This is a genomic window from Streptomyces sp. NRRL F-5135, assembly GCF_000719775.1.
Classification (GTDB): Bacteria; Actinomycetota; Actinomycetes; order Streptomycetales; family Streptomycetaceae; genus Streptomyces; species Streptomyces hebeiensis.
Window position 1 is genome coordinate 106,825 of record NZ_JOHR01000015.1, and the last position, 17,464, is coordinate 124,288.

The window sequence follows — 17,464 nt, forward strand, 5'->3', positions numbered from 1 at the left end:
GGGGTCTTTCGAGAGGCTGGGGACGACAGAGGCACGCCGGCGCGTCGCTGATCTATCCGTACTGTCCACATCTCGCTCAATCAATCACGTGTGTCCCGAACAGGCCGGTTGCCCAGCTCGGATCGCACATGAAGGGGTGAACAGCCCACGTCCGGCCCCCGGTGGTGTACTCCGCTACACCTCTCATTCGGGTCTGCGCCGTAGTGATCGGCCGCCCGGCGGCTGGTGTGCTGATCACACCGAAAGTGCGCCGAGAGCACGCCGTCTTCCTGAGGAGCCTGTGGTGTCAGTCCACACTCGTACGAGCCCGCCCACCGTGCACCGCCCCGCCCGTGGCGGGCTGCGCGGGGTCATCGGCCGGGCGCCACTGACCTGGTTCTTCGTCATGGCGACGGCGCTGAGCTGGGCCGCGTGGACGCCGTACGTCGTGGCCGAGACCGGGCTCGGGCTGGTGGAGCTGAACATCCCGGTGCTGCTCGGCAGCACTCAGCTGGTCGGGGTGCTGCCCGGCGCGTACCTCGGGCCGATCACGGCGGCGTTCCTCGTGACGGCCGCCACCGACGGTCGCGCCGGGCTGCGGAAGTGGGCCGGAAGGCTGACGAAGTGGCGGGTCAGCCCGCGCTGGTACGTGGCGGTCGTCGTCAGTGTTCCTCTTGTCCTCATCATCACCACACTGCCGCTGGCCGGCGGAGACGTCCGGATGCCGTCCGTCGCCGTGCTGGCCGCCTACCTGCCGATGCTGGCCTTCCAGATGATCACCACCGGGCTCGCGGAGGAGCCCGGCTGGCGGGACTTCGCGCTGCCGCGCCTCCAGCCGAAGTACGGCCCGCTCAAGGGCACGCTCGTCCTCGGGCCGCTGTGGGGCATGTGGCACCTTCCGCTGTTCCTCACGGAGTGGGGCGGCTGGCCGGACATCGACTGGGTGACCCCCGTCGTGTTCGTCGCCGGTGCCGTCACCGTCAGCATCGTCATGACCTGGGTGTTCAACCGAACCGGGGAGAGCCTGCCGCTGGCCATGCTGCTGCACGTCAGCATCAACACCTACGTCTCGGTCGCCGCGGCGGACATGTTCCCGTCGTACGACTGGCAGCACGGCGCCCACACGGTCCTGCTGATCTCCTCCGGTGCCGCGGCCCTCGTCATCCTGGTCGCGACCCGCGGCCGTCTCGGTTACCGGGACCCGGCGGAAAACGCGGCACCCGCCTCCGGCGCGGCACCCGCCTCCGGCGAGCCGGCCGCCGAGGCCGGGGGGAGCTCGTCCGTCACGAGGTGACGTGGGCGAGGAAGCCGCGGGGCCAGGTGTCCGGGCTGACGACCGCGCACGGCGCCCCTCGGGACGTGGTAGAGGCTCGGGTCACGACTCCCGGTGAACGCTCCGGGCCCAGTCCGGTATCCAGATGTCCGTGCCGGGATCGTCCGGGCGCGGGGACTCGAGGTACTCGCGCAGCGCGGCGAGCCCCGGGTGCGGGTTGTCGGCGCGCCACAGCAGCGAGTGCGGGTAGACGGGGGTCGGGTCGCGCAGCGGAACGCGCCGCAGGTCGTGGCCCACGGGCCAGACGAGGGGGGTTCGGTCGCTGAGGAACGTCGCCAGGGTCGAGGAGTCGGCGATGGTGTCAATGAGGGCGTCGACGCCGAAGTTGGGGCCGATCGTGTCGATGGTGAACCCGAACTCGGCGGCGAGGGCGTCATAGTAGGCGGTCCACTCGGTCCCGGGCTCGTTGCCGGGCATCCAGACGCGGTGACCGGCCAGTTGGCCGGGCGTGACCGAGCGGGCCGAGGCGAACGGGTGGCCCGGCCCGACGCACAGCTGGAGCGGCTCGTTCAGCACCGGTACGGCCTCGATGCCGTCGGGCAGGGGCCGTCCGGGCACGGCGACGGCGCGGAAGGTCGCGTCGATCGTGCCGGACCGGACGGCCGCGATCGCCTCCTCCGACGCGAAGAGGGTGATGACGTCGAGGTCGAATTCGGGGTGGGCGCGGTGGAAGTCCCGTAGCACGCCGGCGACCGCGACCCGTCGGCGGATCACGTCGACACGCAGGGGGCGCCGGCCGGGGCGTACGGAATCGGACGCCCGGTCCGCGGCGTCGAGGAGCGCGCGGGCATGGGGCAGGAACGCCTGCCCGTCGATGGTGAGGTGCACCCCGCGCGCGGCGCGGGCGAACAGCTGGACGCCGAGGTCCTTCTCCAGCGCGGCGACGCGCTTGGAGACGGCTTGCTGGGTGATCGCCAGCTCGGCGGCGGCGAGCTGGAACTGTCCCGCGTCAACGGCGGCGACAAAGGTTCGTACGGCGGTGAGATCCACGTCGGCATCGTAGATACGCACAACGAGTGGTTGTCCGGCGGGGGTGAATTGGTTGTTTGATTCCGTTACGCGCGGCCCGCTTTGATGGCTCCGGTCAACCGGTGGTCGCCCCGCCGGGACCGCTCCGGCGCCGTCCCCGCCCGCGTCGTCCCGTGGGAGAGGCCGAGGCGGCCGAGACGACCGCCCACACGCCCCGAGGTGCCTGAGAGGTGACTGACACGTGCCGGACTCCTTCGTCCATCTGCACAACCACACCGAGTACTCGATGCTGGACGGCGCGCAGAAGCTCAGGCCGATGTTCGCCGAGGTCGAGCGCCAGGGCATGCCGGCCATCGCCATGAGCGATCACGGCAACATGTTCGGCGCGTACGAGTTCCAGCAGGTGGCCAAGGACTTCGAGAGCGTCAGGCCGATCGTCGGGATCGAGGCGTACGTCGCGCCGTCCTCGCGGCGCAACCGCAAGCAGGAGTTCTGGGGGCCCGGCGGTCAGCGCGCCGTGTCGGACGACGGCGAGGGGTCGAAGGACGTCTCGGGCGGCGGCCGCTTCACCCACATGACCATGTGGGCGCGGAACGTCCGCGGCCTGCGCAACCTCTTCCTCCTGTCCACCGAGGCGTCGTACACGGGCCAGTTCCCCGCGGGCAAGCCGCGGATGGACATGGAGCTGATCAGCGAACACCCCGAGGGCATCATCGCGACGACCGGATGCCCCTCGGGCGCGGTCCAGACCCGGCTGCGGCTCGGACAGTACGAGGAGGCGAAACGGGTCGCCGCTGACTACCGGGACGTCTTCGGCAAGGAGAACTACTTCCTGGAACTGATGGACCACGGTCTGGCCATCGAGCGCCAGGTCCGCGACGGGCTGCTGCGGCTGGCCAGGGAACTCGGCCTGCCGCTGCTCGCCACCAACGACGCGCATTACGTCCGTGAGGACCAGGCCGACGCACACGACAACCTGCTGTGCGTCGGGGTCGGCAAGAACAAGGACGACCCCAGGAGGTTCCGCTTCCAGGGCAGCGGCTACTACCTCAAGACCGCCGAGCAGATGCGGGACCTGTTCCGCGAACTTCCCGAGGCGTGCGACAACACGCTGCTGATCGCCGAACGGGTCGAGTCCTACGACGAGGTCTTCGACCAGGTCGACGAGATGCCGCGCTACCCGGACGTGCCCGAGGGCGAGACCCAGGAGTCCTGGCTGCGCGGGGAAGTCCTCAGGGGCCTGGCGGCGCGCTACGGCGATCCTCTTCCCCCGCACGTCATGGACCGCTTCGAGACCGAGATGGCGGTCATCGGCCCCATGGGCTTCAGCTCCTACTTCCTCGTCGTGGCGGACATCTGCCGGTACGCCCGCGCCAACGGGGTCCCGCTCGGCCCGGGCCGGGGCTCGGCCACCGGCTCCATCGTGGCGTACGCCACGCGCATCACCGAGCTGTGCCCCCTGGAGCACGGACTGCTCTTCGAGCGGTTCCTCAACCCCGAGCGCATCAACCCGCCGGACGTCGACCTCGACTTCGACGACCGCCGGCGCGACCGGATGGTCCGCTACGTCACGGAGAAGTACGGCCAGGAGTACACGGCCCTGGTGAACACCTTCGGCAAGATCAAGGCCAAGAACGCGATCAAGGACTCCTCGCGCATCCTGGGCTACCCGTTCTCCCACGGCGAGCGGATCACCAAGGCACTCCCGCCGGACCAGAACGGCAAGTCCGCCCCGCTCGACGCCGTCTTCGACCCCTCCCACGAGCGGTACGGGGAGGCCGGCGAGCTCCGGCAGATGTACGACAACGAGCCGGACGTCAAGCGGGTGCTCGACACCGCCCGCGGGGTGGAGGGCCTGACCCGGGGCACCGGTGTGCACGCCGCCGCGGTGATCCTCTCCAAGACCCGGCTGACCGATCGCATCCCGCTGCACATGCGGGCCGCGGACGGCGCGAAGATCACCGGCTTCGACTACCCGTCGTGCGAGGCGATGGGCCTGATCAAGATGGACTTCCTGGGGCTGCGGAACCTGGGCGTCATCGACCAGGCCCTCGAGAACATCCGGGAGAACCGGGGCATCAGGCTGGCCACCGTGGACCCCATGGACGGCGACTCCGGCGGGAGCCCGGGTGGTGACACCGGTGGCGGGTCCGACGGACGGCCCGCCGGGCACCCCGGCGGGAACACCGCCACCGTCGTGATTCCGCTGGACGACGCCAAGACCTACCGGATGCTGGCGGAGGGCAACACGCTCGGCGTCTTCCAGCTCGACGGCGGCGGCATGCGCGCCCTGCTGAAGCTGATGGAACCCACCCGCTTCGAGGACATCGCCGCCGCCAACGCCCTCTACCGGCCCGGCCCCATGGCCGCGAACGCCCACACCAACTACGCGCTGCGCCAGAACGGCAGGCAGGCGCCCGCTCCCATCCACCCCGAGCTGAAGGAGGCCCTGGACCCGATCCTCGGCTCCACCCACCACCTGCTGATCTACCAGGAACAGATCATGGCCATCGCCCGGCAGCTGGCCGGCTACACCCTGGGCGGCGCGGACATGCTGCGCCGCGCGATGGGCAAGAAGAAGCCGGAGGTCCTGGCCGCGGAGTGGGAGAAGTTCCACGGCGGGATGAGGGCGAACGGCTTCTCGGACGAGGCCGTCCAGGCCCTGTGGGACGTGATGCTGCCGTTCTCCGGTTATGCCTTCAACAAGTCCCACACCGCCGGCTACGGCCTGGTCTCCTACTGGACCGCCTATCTCAAGGCCAACTACCCCGCCGAATACATGGCCGCCCTGCTCACCTCGGTCGGTGACGACAAGGACAAGGCCGCGGTCTACCTCGCCGACGCCCGCGCGAACGGCGTCCGCGTGCTGCAACCCGATGTGAACGAGTCCGTCGCGGAATTCACCGCGGTCGGTGACACCGTGCGCTTCGGGCTGCGGTCCGTACGCAACGTCGGCGACGGCGTCATCGAGGCCATCGCCGAAGCGCGCCGCGGCAAGGGGAAGTTCACGTCCTTCGCCGACTTCCTCGACAAGGCCGATCTGCCCGCGCTCAACAAACGGGCCGTGGAATCCCTGATCAAGGCCGGCGCCTTCGACTCCCTGGGGCAGACGCGCAAGGGCCTGACCGCCGTCCACGAGGACGCGATCGACGCGATCATCCCCGTCAAGAAGGCCGCCGGCTTCGGCCAGGACGACCTCTTCGCCGGCCTGGGCGGCACGGACGATCCCGCCGGCGGTGGCCCGGGAACGGCCTTCGGCCTGGACTTTCCCGTGGACGAGGAGGAGTGGCCGCGCCGCCGGCTGCTCGCGACCGAGCGGGAGATGCTCGGCCTCTACGTCTCCGCCCACCCCCTGGACGGCGCCGAGCACATCCTCGCCGGCGCCCGGGACTGCACGATCGGCGAACTCCTCGCCTCCGGCCGTACCACCGGGGAGGTACGGCTGGCGGGACTGATCGCCGGCGTCCAGCGCAAGGTGACCAAGCAGGGCAACGCGTGGGCCGTCGTGAACCTCGCCGACCGTGACGCCGGCCTCGAAGTCCTGTTCTTCCCCGCCTCCTACCGGCTGGTCGAGCAGGCCCTGGCCGAGGACAACGTGATCTCGGTAAAGGGCAGGATCGAGGACCGCGACGGCACCCTGAACATCTTCGGCAGGGAACTCGGCGTGCTGGACGTGTCCTCGGCCGAGCACGGCGGCAGGCCCCCCGTCCGCCTCGCGATCCCCGCCCACCGGATCACCGAGCGGTCGGTGGGCGAACTGAGGAGGATCCTCGCCGCCCACCCCGGCGACCACCCGGTCCACCTGCGCGTGCGCGGTGCGCGCAAGACCACCGTCTACGCCCTCCAGGCCAAGGTGGACGCCACCACCATCGCCTCCGACGTGAAGGGCACGTTCGGGGCCGACGCGTGGCTGGGCCTCGCATGACGCGGAACGGGACGGGAAACGCGGCGGCACGGCCGTACGGATCGCGCCGACCGTACGGCCGGCGCGATCCGTACGGCTGAAGGATTTTGTACGGCCGCCGGGACGTGTCAGGCCGGTCGGCGCGGGCGCACGCGGGAGCGCGAGCGCGACACCGCCACGCCGGCCAGGCACAGCGCCCCGCCGACGAGGGTGAGCGGGGCCGGGAGTTCGCCGAGGGCCAGCCAGGACATCAGGACCACCAGCGCGGGCACGGCGTACGTGGTCGCCCCCATCCGGCCCGCCGTCGTACGGGCCAGGGCGTACGCCCAGGTCGTGAAGGCCAGCGCGGTCGGGAAGACGCCCAGGTACACCATGTTGAGCGTCGCCGACACCGGCGCCCCGCCCGCCTGGTCCACCAGTTGGCCCGCGAACGGCAGACAGGCCACCGCGCCGATGGCACAGCCGAACGTCGTCACCTGGAGCGCGCTCGCCCGCGCCAGAGCCGGCTTCTGCGCGACCACCCCGCCCGCGTACGCCACCGCCGCCAGCAGGCAGAGCAGCACCCCGAGGACCGAGGCGTCGCCGCCTCCGCCCGACATCGACAGACCGACCACGACCGCGCCCGCGAACGACACGGCCATGCCCGCCAGCAGCCGGGGCGGCAGGCTCTCGCGCAGCAGCCGGCCACCGAGCAGGGCGATCAGGAGCGGGCCGATGTTCACGACCATCGCCGCGGTGCCCGCGTCGACCTCCTGCTCGCCCCAGTTGAGCACCACCATGTACACGCCGAACCACAGGACGCCCGAGACGACGATCCCGGGCCACGCCGCCCGGGGCGGCACTCCCTCGCGCCGTACCAGGCAGAACACGCCCAGCACGAGCGCCCCGGTCAGCAGCCTGCCGAGCGCCAGCGCGCCCGGGGAGTAGGCCGCACCGGCGCTGCGGATCGAGACGAAGGCCGACGCCCAGAGGAGGACCGTCACCCCGGCGGCGGCGACCGGCAGCCACGCCTTGGGAGCGGGGCCGGACACCGGGGGCGGGGGAGCCTCGGGGCCATGGGCCGCGGCCGGGCCCTGCGGGGTGTCGGCCGTCGGCGTACGAGCTGCCGCACCCGTGCCGGTTCCCGTACCCGCGTCCGTACCAGCATCCGCGGCTGTACCCGTACCCGTATCCGCGGTTGTGCCCGTACGCGCACCCGCGCCTGTGCCCGTACCGGTCCCGCGTATCGCACCTGTCATGGTGCGACCGTACGTCGCCGGGCCTTCGGCCTCACCGCAATATCCCGGGGTCGATCCCGAGCCGCTCGCGCAGCGCGAGCTCGCCGTCGTCGGTCACCTTCACCGCCCGGCCGGAGCCGATCCGCACGCACCAGCCGGACGCCAGCAGGTGGCGGCAGAGCGCCGCGCCCGCCACCCCGGCCAGATGCGGCTTGCGCTCGGTCCAGTCCAGGCACGGACGGACCAGGGGCCTGCGGCCCGTACGCTCCAGGCCGATGCCCTGCTCCCGGAACCAGTCGAGCCCCCGGTCGGTCAGCGCGAACCCGGTGTCCTGGCTGAGCAGTCCCCGGTCGGTCAGCGCGTCCGTGAGCGCGAGGCCGAGACGCCCCGCGAGATGGTCGTAGCAGGTGCGGCCCCGGGCGAGGGCGTGGCTCGCGCCCGCGGCCCGCAGCGTGCGGGGCGGCTCGCCGGACGGTTCGGCGTGCGCGGCCAGGTCCTCCACCAGGTGGGCGACCGCCGGTCCCGCGATTCTGAGGTAGCGATGCCGGCCCTGGCGCTCCTCGGTGAGCAGACCGCCCGCCACGAGTCTGCCCAGGTGCTCGCTGGCGGTGGAGGGCGCGACGCGGGCGTGCCGGGCCAGCTCGCCCGCCGTCCAGGCCCGGCCGTCGAGAAGCGCCAGGCAGAAGGCCGCGCGGGTCTCGTCGGCGAGGAGCGTGGCCAGGGCCGCGAGCCGGGGTCCTGTGGGGTCGGTGTCAGGGGCCATGCGTCCAGAATGCGCCAGGGACGTTTCGGCGGGGACCGTACGGTGTCGGTTCGCCCCGGGACGGTGCGGGTCCGCACCGGGACGGTGTCCGCCCGTCCGCGGTGCTCCGAGCACGTATGGCGGCCCGGGAGGAAGCGCGCCCTAAGCGCTTGCTCACCCGCGCGGTATGGTGTTCGACCTGGTCATGGTGCGAGCGGATGTACGAGTGGTCGTACGGACGGTACGGCCGGGGTACGAGCGGCGGGGACGAGGGCGAGCGATGCGAACGGTGGAGCGCGCGGCGGACGGCGAGGGCGCGCCGTGGGGCGAGGTCGCACCCGAGGCGGCCAGGAAACTGCTGGTCGCCGCCGTCGAGGCGTTCGCCGAGCGCGGGTACCACGCCACCACCACCCGCGATATCGCGGGGCGCGCGGGGATGAGCCCGGCGGCCCTCTACATTCACTACAAGACCAAGGAGGAACTCCTCCACCGGATCAGCCGGGTGGGCCACGACAAGGCGCTGGAGATCCTCACGGCGGCGGCCGACGGCGGCGGCACGGCGGCCGACCGGCTGGCGTCCGCCGTCCGCTCCTTCGTCCGCTGGCACGCGGAGCAGCACACGACGGCGCGGGTGGTCCAGTACGAGCTGGACGCGCTCGGCCCGGAACACCGGGCGGAGATCATGGAACTGCGGCGCGGTATCGACGCGGCGGTACGGCGGATCATCGCGGACGGCGTGCGGGACGGCGAGTTCGACGTGCCCGACGTGCCGGGGACGACGCTGGCGGTGCTGTCGCTCTGCGTCGACGTGGCGCGCTGGTTCAGCGCCGCGGGGGCACGTACGCCCGACGAGGTCGGCGCGCTCTACGCCGGCCTCGTACTGCGCATGGTGTCGGCCGCCGACAGGTAGGCCGCCGACAGGCAGGTGGGGAGAGGCGGGCGCGTACGAAGTGGCGGGCGCGTACGAAGCGGCGGACGCGTCAGAAGTAGAAGCGCGAGACGGACTCCGCCACGCACACCGGCTTGTCGCCGCCCTCGCGCTCGACCGTGATCCGCGCGACCACCTGGACTCCGCCCTCGCCCCCGTCCGTGACCTCCGCCAGGACGCCGGAGGCGCGCAGCCGTGAGCCGACGGGGACGGGGGAGGGGAAACGCACCTTGTTGGTGCCGTAGTTGAGGGCCATCTTCACGTTCTCCACGCGCAGGATCTGCGGGACGAACACCGGCAGCAGCGACAGCGTCAGATAGCCGTGCGCGATGGTCGTGCCGAACGGGCCGGCCGCCGCGGCCTCCGGATCCACGTGGATCCATTGGTGATCACCGGTGGCCTCGGCGAAGAGGTCGATCCGCTTCTGGTCGACCTCCAGCCAGTCACTGTGTCCGAGCCGTGCGCCGGCCCCCGCGCACAGCTCCTCGGCGGAGGTGAAGACTTTCGGCTCGGCCATGTTCCCGGTCCCTGCCCTTCCCAGCCCGTGACGCCCCGGATCCCGCTGTCTCTCGCTGTCTCTCGTGTCGATCGGCGCGCTGAGCGGCACTCGCCACCCGCGACTCGGTATCCGCCGCTCGCTGAGCGCTTGCTCAGCATGCGGGGCGCTCGTGCCGCTGTCAACGAGAGCGGCGTGCGCGTTCGTGGGAGGCGGACAGTAGGCTCAGAGGGGTGCCACAGATTCCCGAAAAGGTCCATGAGCTCACCGTCGGCCAGCTCTCCGCGCGTAGCGGCGCCGCCGTGTCCGCCCTGCACTTCTACGAGGCGAAGGGCTTGATCAGCAGCCGCAGGACGAGTGGCAACCAGCGCCGCTACAGCCGTGACGCGCTGCGCCGCGTGGCGTTCGTACGGGCCGCGCAGCGCGTCGGCATACCGCTCGCCACGATCCGGGACGCGCTGGCCGAGCTGCCCGAGGAGCGTACGCCCAACCGCGACGACTGGGCCCGGCTCTCCCGCGCCTGGCGATCCGAGCTGGACGAGCGCATCCGGCAGCTCGGTCGTCTCCGGGACCACCTCACCGACTGCATCGGCTGTGGCTGCCTCTCCTTGGACACCTGTGTCCTGTCCAACCCGGACGACGTCTTCGGTGAGCGTATGACGGGCTCGCGCCTGTTCCCGGAACGGCCGGCGCGCGAACGTACGTCGGACCGCTGACACCGCGGGGGCGCACCGTCGCCGGCGTCGGCCCCCGCAGATCTCATGCCACCGACGCCAGTTCCCTCGACCGGACCCGCTTCGCCCGATTCAGCGCCTCGGACGTGAGAATGGGTTGCGGCACCACGATGCCGCAGCCCGTGCAGACCGGTCCTGACCACGGCTCGCACGACAGGTCCGGCCGCCAGACGATCCCCGGTGCCGCGCACACCGGGCAGGTCGCGCCGGGACCCTTCTCCAGACCCGCGATCAGCCGGCGCAGTACCACGGCGAGTGACGCCGACGGATGGACCGCCGGGTCGGCGCACCGGGCGACACCGTTCCCGCCCCAGGTCCGGCGGTGCCAGTCGTCGAAACTCCCGGGCCGCCGCAGCCCGTCGTGCTTCTCACGCCTGCGCCGCTCGGCGAACTCCCCTTCGTACGCGAGCCAGACGGCCCGCGCCTCCTCCAACTCCTCCAGCGCGGCGACCAGTCGCGCGGGCTCGGGGGCCCTGTCCTCGGGCTCGATGCCGTGCCGCGCGCACAGATGGTCCCAGGTCGCCCGATGCCCGTAGGGGGCGAATCGCTCCAGGCACTTGCGCAGTGAATACCGTCGCAAGGCCAGATCGCACCGCGGGTCACGCACCTGTCTCGCAAGACTCCGGAATCCGGCCATCGCATGCCACCTCCGTCGATACTTCGGCGTTGAGGAATGGACGTACGTCTGCCCCATTCGGATCCATCAAAAAGCAGATTGCTTCCGAGAGGCGGGCATTTGGGGCATAGCGACCAGAATTCGAAGGCGATTCTCAGGAAGGCGTCCGGTGTTCGCCATTCGTAGTTCACGATTCGGAAAAGCTGACCGATGTTCATCTTACTGACGAGTCATACCGGCGGTAACCTCCGGCGCACCGTCCTCCCCGAGGAGACCCATGGGAGCCCCCATGCGCCGACGTATCGCAAGACTCATCGGAACCAGAAAACCCTCCCGCACCGGCGTTCGCGCCGGCACCGGCGTCCGCACCGGGCGCCGTACCCGCGCCGCCACCACCACTGCCACCACCACCGTGGCCGCTGCCGCGGTGTTCGCGCTGGGCGCCGCCCTGCTGGCCGCCCCACCGCCGGCCGCCGCCGATCCGGCCGCCCGCGCCGGGACGACGAGCGCCACCGCCGTTTCCGCCGCCGACCCCGTCACCGACCACTGCCAGGGCCAGTGCTCGGACATCCTGCCGCCCGGCCAGAACGGCAACGCCACTCTCGCCGACATCCTCGGCAATCGCGGATTCGGCACCTTCCCCGCCCACGCCTCCGACCAGCTGTCCCGCTACGACGCACTCGTGGCGGGCCAGGACGGACTCACCGACGCCAAACTCACCGACTTCTTCAACGACTCCTCCTTCGGCGTCCCCGCCGGCCAGGTCGAGTCCGCCGTCTCCCCGCGCGCCGATGTCACGATCACCCGCGACAAGAAGACCGGCGTCCCGCACATCAAAGGCACCACCCGCTACGGAACCGAATTCGGCGCCGGCTACGCGGCCGCGCAGGACCGGCTGTGGATGATGGACCTCTTCCGTCACATAGGCCGCGGTCAGCTCACCTCCTTCGCCGGCGGCGCCCTCGCCAACCAGGGCCTGGAGCAGCAGTTCTGGCCCGCCGCCCCGTACACCGAGGCCGAGTACGAGGCGCAGGTGGAGCGGATCAGGACGGCCAACGGCGAGCGGGGCGAGCTGGCGATGGCCGACGCGCAGGCGTACGTCGACGGCATCAACGCCTACCGCCAGAAGTCCAAGGACGCCCGCAACTTCCCCGGCGAGTACGTCCTGACCGGCAAGATCGACGCGATCACCAACGTCGGGGAGATCCAGCCCTTCAAGATCACCGACCTGATCGCCATCGCGTCCGTCGTCGGCGGCCAGTTCGGCGGCGGGGGCGGCGGCGAGGTCAAGGCCGCGCTCTCGCTGCTCGCCGCGCAGAAGAAGTTCGGCGTGGTCGCGGGTACCGAGGTCTGGGAGTCGTTCCGCCAGCGCGACGACCCCGAGGCCGTCCTGACCCTGCACGACGGCAGCAGGTTCCCGTACGCGCGGAAGCCCGACAACCCGCGCGGCACGGCCCTGCCCGACGAGGGCTCGGTACGGACCGAGCAACTCGTGTACGACCGGACCGGCTCGGCGGTCACCCACGCCAAGGCCCCGGTCGACGCCCCCGAGCGCCTGGAACCCGCCCAGGGGATCTTCGACGACGGAGTCCTCCCGGCCGGTTCCCTCAACCCGAAGAAGGGCATGTCCAACGCCCTGCTCGTCTCCGGCCGGTACACCGTCAGTGGCCACCCCATCGCCGTCTTCGGGCCGCAAACCGGCTATTTCGCGCCACAGCTGCTGATGCTCCAGGAGCTCCAGGGCCCCGGAATCAGCGCGCGGGGGGCCTCCTTCGCGGGCGTCGGGATGTACGTACAGATGGGCCGGGGCCAGGACTACGCGTGGAGCGCCACATCGTCGCAACAGGACATCACCGACTCCTACGCGGTCGAACTGTGCGAACCCGACGGCTCGGCGCCGACATCGGCCTCCACGCACTACCGCTACCGCTCCGTGTGCACACCGATGGAGAAGCTGGAGCGCACCAACTCCTGGAAGCCCACCGTCGCCGACTCCACCGCCGCCGGCTCCTACCGGCTCCAGGTCTGGCGCACGGCGTACGGCATGGTCACGCACCGCGCGACCATCGGCGGCAAGCCCGTCGCGTACACCTCGCTGCGGTCCACCTACGGGCACGAGGCCGACTCGATCATCGGCTTCCAGATGCTCAACGACCCGTCGTACGTGACGGACGCGGCCTCCTTCCAGCAGGCGGCGCACCGCATCGGCTACTGCTTCAACTGGTTCTACGCGGACTCGCGCACCACCGCCTACTTCAACAGCGGCATGAACCCCGTACGCGCCGCCGGCGTCGACGCCTCGCTGCCGGTCGCGGCGGAACGGGCGTACGAGTGGCAGGGCTTCGACCCGGCCACCTACAAGGCCGCGTACACGCCCTTCGCCGAACACCCGCGGTCCGTCGGGCAGGACTACTACATCTCCTGGAACAACAAGCTGGCCAAGGACTACGACGCGGCCGGCTTCGGCTTCGGCGCCGTCCACCGCGGCAACCTGCTCGACGACCGGGTCAAGAAGCTCGTCGCGGCCGGCGGCGTCACCCGTGCCTCCCTCACCCGCGCGATGGCCGACGCGGCGCTCGCCGACCTGCGCGGGGAACAGGTGCTGCCCGAACTGCTGCGCGTGATCCGCTCGGCGCCCGTCACCGATCCCGCGCTGAACACCACCGTCCAGCAACTGGAGGCGTGGCGCTCCGCCCGCGCCCTGCGCAAGGAGACGGCCCAGGGCTCGCACACGTACGGTCACGCCACCGCCATCCGCGTCATGGACGCCTGGTGGCCACGGCTGGTGGAGCGGCTGTACGCACCGGTCCTGGGTGACGACCTGTACGAGGGTCTCGTCGCCTCGCTCCAGGTCGACGAGTCACCGGCGGCGACCCAGGGCCCGACCGGCGGTCACAGCGGCTCCGCGTTCCAGTACGGCTGGTGGGGATATGTCGACAAGGACCTCCGTCAGGTACTGGGCGACCCGGTCCAGTCCCCGACGGCCCGGACGTACTGCGGCGCGGGCGAGGGCCTGGACGCCTGCCGGGACACCCTGCTCGCCACGCTCAAGGCGGCGTCCGTGAAGCCCGCGAGCGAGGTCTACCCCGGGGACGACAACTGCTCGGCGGGGGACCAGTGGTGCACGGACTCGGTCATTCAGCGGCCGATGGGCGGGCTCACGCATCCCAAGATCAGCTGGCAGAACAGGCCGACGTACCAGCAGGTGGTGGAGTTCCCGAGCCACCGGTAGCCGAACGCGGTCGTACGGGCGGTGAGCCTGGGGGTCCGCCGCCCGTACGGCCGTGTCAGGCAGGCCCCGACGTCCGCGGCACTTGACTTGGAGCGCGCTTCAAGCTGAAGACTTCCGTTCGCCCGCACCGACCGCGGGCCTACGGGAGGAGCCCCATGAAGTACCGCACGATCGGCAGCACGGACGGCAGCCGCCGCGAGGTGAGCGTGCTCGCGCTGGGCGCGATGCTCTTCGGATCCCGGACGGACGAGGAGACGTCCTTCGCCGTCCTTGACCGCTACGTCGAGGCCGGCGGGAACTTCATCGACACGTCCGACAACTACGCCTTCTGGGTGGACGGAGGGCAGGGCGGCCAGAGCGAGGAACTGCTCGGCCGGTGGCGGCGCAGCCGCGGGGTCGGCGACGAGATCGTCATCGCCACCAAGCTCGGGGCGCGGCCCCTCGCTCCCGGCACGAGCTACACCGACAACCCGGAGGGCCTGTCGGCCAAGGTGATCCGCGAATCGGCCGAACGCAGCCGGGAACGGCTCGGCGTGGCCAAGCTGGACCTGCTGTACGCCCACATCGACGACCCCACCGTCCCCCAGAGCGAGACGGTCGAGGGCTTCGCCGCCCTGGTGGCCGAGGGCACCGTCGGCCTGCTCGGCGTGAGCAACCAGTCCGTGTGGCGGGTCGACCGGGCCCGCGCCCTGGCGTCGGCGTCCGGCCTGCCCGGCTACGAGGTGCTCCAGTACCAGCACAGCTACCTGCGGCCGCGCACCGACATCCCCAGCGACCTCTTCCCGGACGGCAGCCTCGGCGGGACGGACGCCCAGCTGATCAGCTACCTGAAGGCGGAACCCGGCCTGACCCTGGTCGCCTACTCACCGCTCCTGACCGGCGCCTACACCCGCGCGGACAAGCCGCTGCCGCCCGACTACGACCACCCGGGCACCCCGGCCCGCCTCGCCGCGCTGCGAGACGTCGCACGGGAGACCGGGGCCACCGCCAACCAGGTGGTCCTGGCCTGGCAACTGGGCGGCCCACTGCCGATCATTCCGCTGGCGGGCGCGTCGTCGGTGGCCCAACTGGAGGAGAACCTCGCGGCCGTGGATCTGGAACTGACCCCGGAGCAGAGGGCTCGGCTGGACGCGGCGCACTGAGTTTCGCGGGTGCGGGGGCGGCCTTCGCGGGCGGCGGCGGGGGCCCGGAGGACCGGCCCCCGCCGCCGGCCCGAATAACGCCCCCGCAGGCGCGCGATTGCCTCGACCGGAAGCCAGGCCCGGACAGTGCTACGCCCGGCGTGCCGCCCCGTCCGGCCAGATCACTTCCACGGGCAGGCCGGCCCCGCGTGCCTCGATCACCACGTCCGCCGTGCCCCCGCCCTTCCCGGAGGGCGGCTCACCGTTCCAGACCGCGACGAGCCGGTCCGCGCGCTCCAACAGGACGGCGTTCGCGGACTCGTACGCCTGCCGGTCGGCAGTATCGTGCGGCATGACGAGAACATCGGCGGCGGACTCCATCAAGCGGTCGAAGACTGGAGCGTGGTCAGGCTTCACCTTCGTCTCGCGGTAGTCCCGTGAAGGGATCACCACGACGAGCTTGCCGCCGAGCGCCACCACTTCCTCCGCGAACAAGCTGTCCGAGCCGGCGGCGATGCACGACACTCCGGTCAGGTCAGCCGCGTACGGCTCGAGCAACTCGCGCAAGGCGGCCCGTACGAGCGGCACGCTCTCCTCGGTCAGATCCATGTGCCCGGTCACGGCCAGCGTCGTCACGCCCGTGCTCCTCAGCTCGACAGCAAGTCGCGGATACTGTCTCGCGCCGCAGTGCGAGTTCGATGGTCACGACTGGATGGTGAGCCGGAGGGCGTCCGGGGCCGGGGCCGCCACCTACAGCCTGTCGTCGCGTACAGCTTCCTCGGCTGCCCTCAAGGCCCGCTCCCACGGGAACGCGCGTGGGGCACCTTGCTTCGGTGGGTGCGACTCGTATCCGTCTTCACCGTCGAGATACCGCACCCCTTGAGCGCGGAGATCCGCGATGCTCCGGGCCACCGCCGGCTGCGTGGCCTGCGCCTGGTTGAAGTACGGCATGGCCAGCACGGGTACGCCCATATTCACGGCTTCCGACACCAGGCCGAGAGCGAGCGTGTCCGCGATACCCGCGCCCCATTTGTTCAGACTCGTGCTGCTCAGCGGCGCCACCAGCATCGCGTCGGCCTTCGGCAGCGCGTCGCTCTGCCACGGCAGTTTGTACTGCGACCGCACCGGATGCCCGGTCAACTCCTCCAACTCGGTCATGCGCGGCTCCCACCACCGAGCCGCCGACGGCGTGAGGATCAGGCACACGTCCCAGCCGACGGCCTGCGCGGCCCGTACGCCGTCGTCCACGTACTGAGTGGGACCCGCCGCGCAACCGATCAAGTAGAGAACCCTCGTCATGCCCGGAGTCCACACCGCGCGGCCAGAGCACGCAACTCCCCGCTCGGCACCGCTGTTGCTCCCACGACATCCGCCACCAGGTCCACCGTGGGCTTCCTCCGCCGGACCTCCTCCGGAGCCGGCTCGTCAGCCCGCACCAGCGAGAAGCGGGTGCAGCACCCGGCCTACCATGCGTCCATGATTCGCACCGTGGTCTTCGACATCGGCGAGACACTCGTCCGCGACGATCGATACTGGGCCTCGTGGGCCGACTGGCTGGGGGTTCCTCACCATACGGTCGCCGCACTCGTCGGTGCTGTCGTCGCCGAGGGCCGGGACAACGCCGACGCGTTGCGCATGGTCCGCCCCGGCATCGACGTGGCAGCCGAGTACGAGGCTCGCGAGGCGGCCGGCCGTGGTGAGCACGTGGACGAGGCCGACCTCTACCCGGACGTGAGGCCCGCCCTGGCCCGCCTCCAGGGTCTTGGTGTGCGCGTTGTCATCGCGGGCAACCAGACCGTCAAGATCGGTGGAATGCTGCGCGGGCTCAGTCTGCCCGCGGACTTCGTGGCGACCTCCGGGGAGTGGGGAGTGGCCAAGCCGTCGCCGGAGTTCTTCACACGCGTCCTCGACGCGTCATGCGCCCCGGCGTACGAGACGGTGTACGTCGGCGACCACCCGGCCAACGACATCACCCCGGCTGCCGCCGCCGGTCTCCTCACCGCACACCTCCGCCGGGGCCCCTGGGGATATCTGTGGGCCGACCGGCCCGAGGCCGCAGCGGCCGACTGGCGCATCGACAGCCTCCTCGACCTCGTGAGCGTCGTGGAGGCCGATCGCTCAACCGAGTGAGAACCCCACCGGATCGACCGTGGCAGCGGTCTGTCGCCCGTACGGTGCGAGCGAGCATCCGGC

The 17,464-nt window shown here is 71.2% G+C and carries 14 protein-coding genes; 7 read left to right on the plus strand and 7 right to left on the minus strand.

The window, feature by feature from the left end; translation table 11 throughout:
* Positions 1–283: 283 nt before the first annotated feature.
* On the plus strand, positions 284–1,273 hold the full coding sequence (locus tag IG02_RS0125835) for a CPBP family intramembrane glutamic endopeptidase (RefSeq protein ID WP_234314909.1): 990 nt from the start codon (positions 284–286) through the stop codon (positions 1,271–1,273).
* An 81-nt stretch (positions 1,274–1,354) separates the two neighbouring features.
* On the opposite strand, the gene IG02_RS0125840 is transcribed toward IG02_RS0125835, so the two are convergent.
* Entirely contained in the window at positions 1,355–2,302 is a 948-nt protein-coding gene (locus IG02_RS0125840; protein ID WP_030752838.1) for a LysR family transcriptional regulator, read from the minus strand.
* Between the two features lie 220 nt (positions 2,303–2,522).
* On the opposite strand from IG02_RS0125840, the gene dnaE reads away from it, so the two are divergent.
* The gene (gene dnaE, locus IG02_RS0125845) at positions 2,523–6,206 is read left to right on the plus strand and encodes a DNA polymerase III subunit alpha (RefSeq protein ID WP_037804240.1); all 3,684 of its coding nucleotides are present in this window, start codon (positions 2,523–2,525) and stop codon (positions 6,204–6,206) included.
* A gap of 107 nt (positions 6,207–6,313) precedes the next feature.
* Here the strand turns inward: dnaE and IG02_RS0125850 are convergent, their stop codons facing one another.
* Both IG02_RS0125850 and IG02_RS0125855 read right to left on the minus strand, forming a co-directional pair.
* Positions 6,314–7,423: a DMT family transporter gene (locus IG02_RS0125850; RefSeq protein WP_234314910.1), complete on the minus strand. Its 1,110-nt coding sequence runs from the start codon at positions 7,421–7,423 to the stop codon at positions 6,314–6,316.
* A gap of 31 nt (positions 7,424–7,454) precedes the next feature.
* Positions 7,455–8,165, minus strand: a complete 711-nt coding sequence (locus IG02_RS0125855) for an ArsR/SmtB family transcription factor (protein WP_030752846.1) — start codon at positions 8,163–8,165, stop codon at positions 7,455–7,457.
* Between the two features lie 259 nt (positions 8,166–8,424).
* Here IG02_RS0125855 and IG02_RS0125860 point away from each other — a divergent pair, with 259 nt between their 5' ends.
* On the plus strand, positions 8,425–9,054 hold the full coding sequence (locus IG02_RS0125860) for a TetR/AcrR family transcriptional regulator (protein ID WP_030752849.1): 630 nt from the start codon (positions 8,425–8,427) through the stop codon (positions 9,052–9,054).
* A gap of 70 nt (positions 9,055–9,124) precedes the next feature.
* Here the strand turns inward: IG02_RS0125860 and IG02_RS0125865 are convergent, their stop codons facing one another.
* The gene (locus IG02_RS0125865) at positions 9,125–9,589 is read right to left on the minus strand and encodes a MaoC family dehydratase (RefSeq protein ID WP_030752852.1); all 465 of its coding nucleotides are present in this window, start codon (positions 9,587–9,589) and stop codon (positions 9,125–9,127) included.
* Positions 9,590–9,801: 212 nt separating this feature from the next.
* Between IG02_RS0125865 and soxR the strand changes: the two genes are divergently transcribed.
* Complete coding sequence (gene soxR, locus IG02_RS0125870; RefSeq protein WP_030752855.1) at positions 9,802–10,284, plus strand: redox-sensitive transcriptional activator SoxR; 483 nt, start codon at positions 9,802–9,804, stop codon at positions 10,282–10,284.
* Between the two features lie 43 nt (positions 10,285–10,327).
* On the opposite strand, the gene IG02_RS0125875 is transcribed toward soxR, so the two are convergent.
* On the minus strand, positions 10,328–10,939 hold the full coding sequence (locus IG02_RS0125875) for a hypothetical protein (RefSeq protein WP_030752857.1): 612 nt from the start codon (positions 10,937–10,939) through the stop codon (positions 10,328–10,330).
* A gap of 268 nt (positions 10,940–11,207) precedes the next feature.
* Here IG02_RS0125875 and IG02_RS0125880 point away from each other — a divergent pair, with 268 nt between their 5' ends.
* Positions 11,208–14,150, plus strand: coding sequence for a penicillin acylase family protein (locus IG02_RS0125880; RefSeq protein ID WP_078854825.1), 2,943 nt, complete (start codon positions 11,208–11,210; stop codon positions 14,148–14,150).
* 155 nt (positions 14,151–14,305) lie between these two features.
* Positions 14,306–15,292 carry an aldo/keto reductase gene (locus IG02_RS0125885; RefSeq protein WP_030752862.1) on the plus strand — a complete coding sequence of 329 codons (987 nt, stop codon included), beginning with the start codon at positions 14,306–14,308 and terminating at the stop codon, positions 15,290–15,292.
* A 129-nt stretch (positions 15,293–15,421) separates the two neighbouring features.
* Here the strand turns inward: IG02_RS0125885 and IG02_RS0125890 are convergent, their stop codons facing one another.
* Both IG02_RS0125890 and IG02_RS0125895 read right to left on the minus strand, forming a co-directional pair.
* Positions 15,422–15,907, minus strand: coding sequence for a hypothetical protein (locus IG02_RS0125890; protein ID WP_030752865.1), 486 nt, complete (start codon positions 15,905–15,907; stop codon positions 15,422–15,424).
* Between the two features lie 114 nt (positions 15,908–16,021).
* A complete protein-coding gene (locus IG02_RS0125895) occupies positions 16,022–16,570 on the minus strand; it encodes a flavoprotein (protein WP_030752867.1) in 549 nt (182 codons plus the stop codon).
* 177 nt (positions 16,571–16,747) lie between these two features.
* On the opposite strand from IG02_RS0125895, the gene IG02_RS0125900 reads away from it, so the two are divergent.
* Positions 16,748–17,401, plus strand: coding sequence for an HAD family hydrolase (locus IG02_RS0125900; RefSeq protein WP_030752870.1), 654 nt, complete (start codon positions 16,748–16,750; stop codon positions 17,399–17,401).
* Positions 17,402–17,464: the final 63 nt, after the last annotated feature.

What these genes read in the sequence shown, in the direction of transcription:
- IG02_RS0125850 (WP_234314910.1), bottom strand. Translation starts at nt 7,423, where the DNA reads ATGACAGGTGCGATACGCGGGACCGGTACGGGCACAGGCGCGGGTGCG.
- IG02_RS0125855 (WP_030752846.1), bottom strand. Translation starts at nt 8,165, where the DNA reads ATGGCCCCTGACACCGACCCCACAGGACCCCGGCTCGCGGCCCTGGCC.
- IG02_RS0125860 (WP_030752849.1), top strand. Translation starts at nt 8,425, where the DNA reads ATGCGAACGGTGGAGCGCGCGGCGGACGGCGAGGGCGCGCCGTGGGGC.
- IG02_RS0125865 (WP_030752852.1), bottom strand. Translation starts at nt 9,589, where the DNA reads ATGGCCGAGCCGAAAGTCTTCACCTCCGCCGAGGAGCTGTGCGCGGGG.
- IG02_RS0125875 (WP_030752857.1), bottom strand. Translation starts at nt 10,939, where the DNA reads ATGGCCGGATTCCGGAGTCTTGCGAGACAGGTGCGTGACCCGCGGTGC.
- IG02_RS0125880 (WP_078854825.1), top strand. Translation starts at nt 11,208, where the DNA reads ATGCGCCGACGTATCGCAAGACTCATCGGAACCAGAAAACCCTCCCGC.
- IG02_RS0125885 (WP_030752862.1), top strand. Translation starts at nt 14,306, where the DNA reads ATGAAGTACCGCACGATCGGCAGCACGGACGGCAGCCGCCGCGAGGTG.
- IG02_RS0125895 (WP_030752867.1), bottom strand. Translation starts at nt 16,570, where the DNA reads ATGACGAGGGTTCTCTACTTGATCGGTTGCGCGGCGGGTCCCACTCAG.
- IG02_RS0125900 (WP_030752870.1), top strand. Translation starts at nt 16,748, where the DNA reads ATGATTCGCACCGTGGTCTTCGACATCGGCGAGACACTCGTCCGCGAC.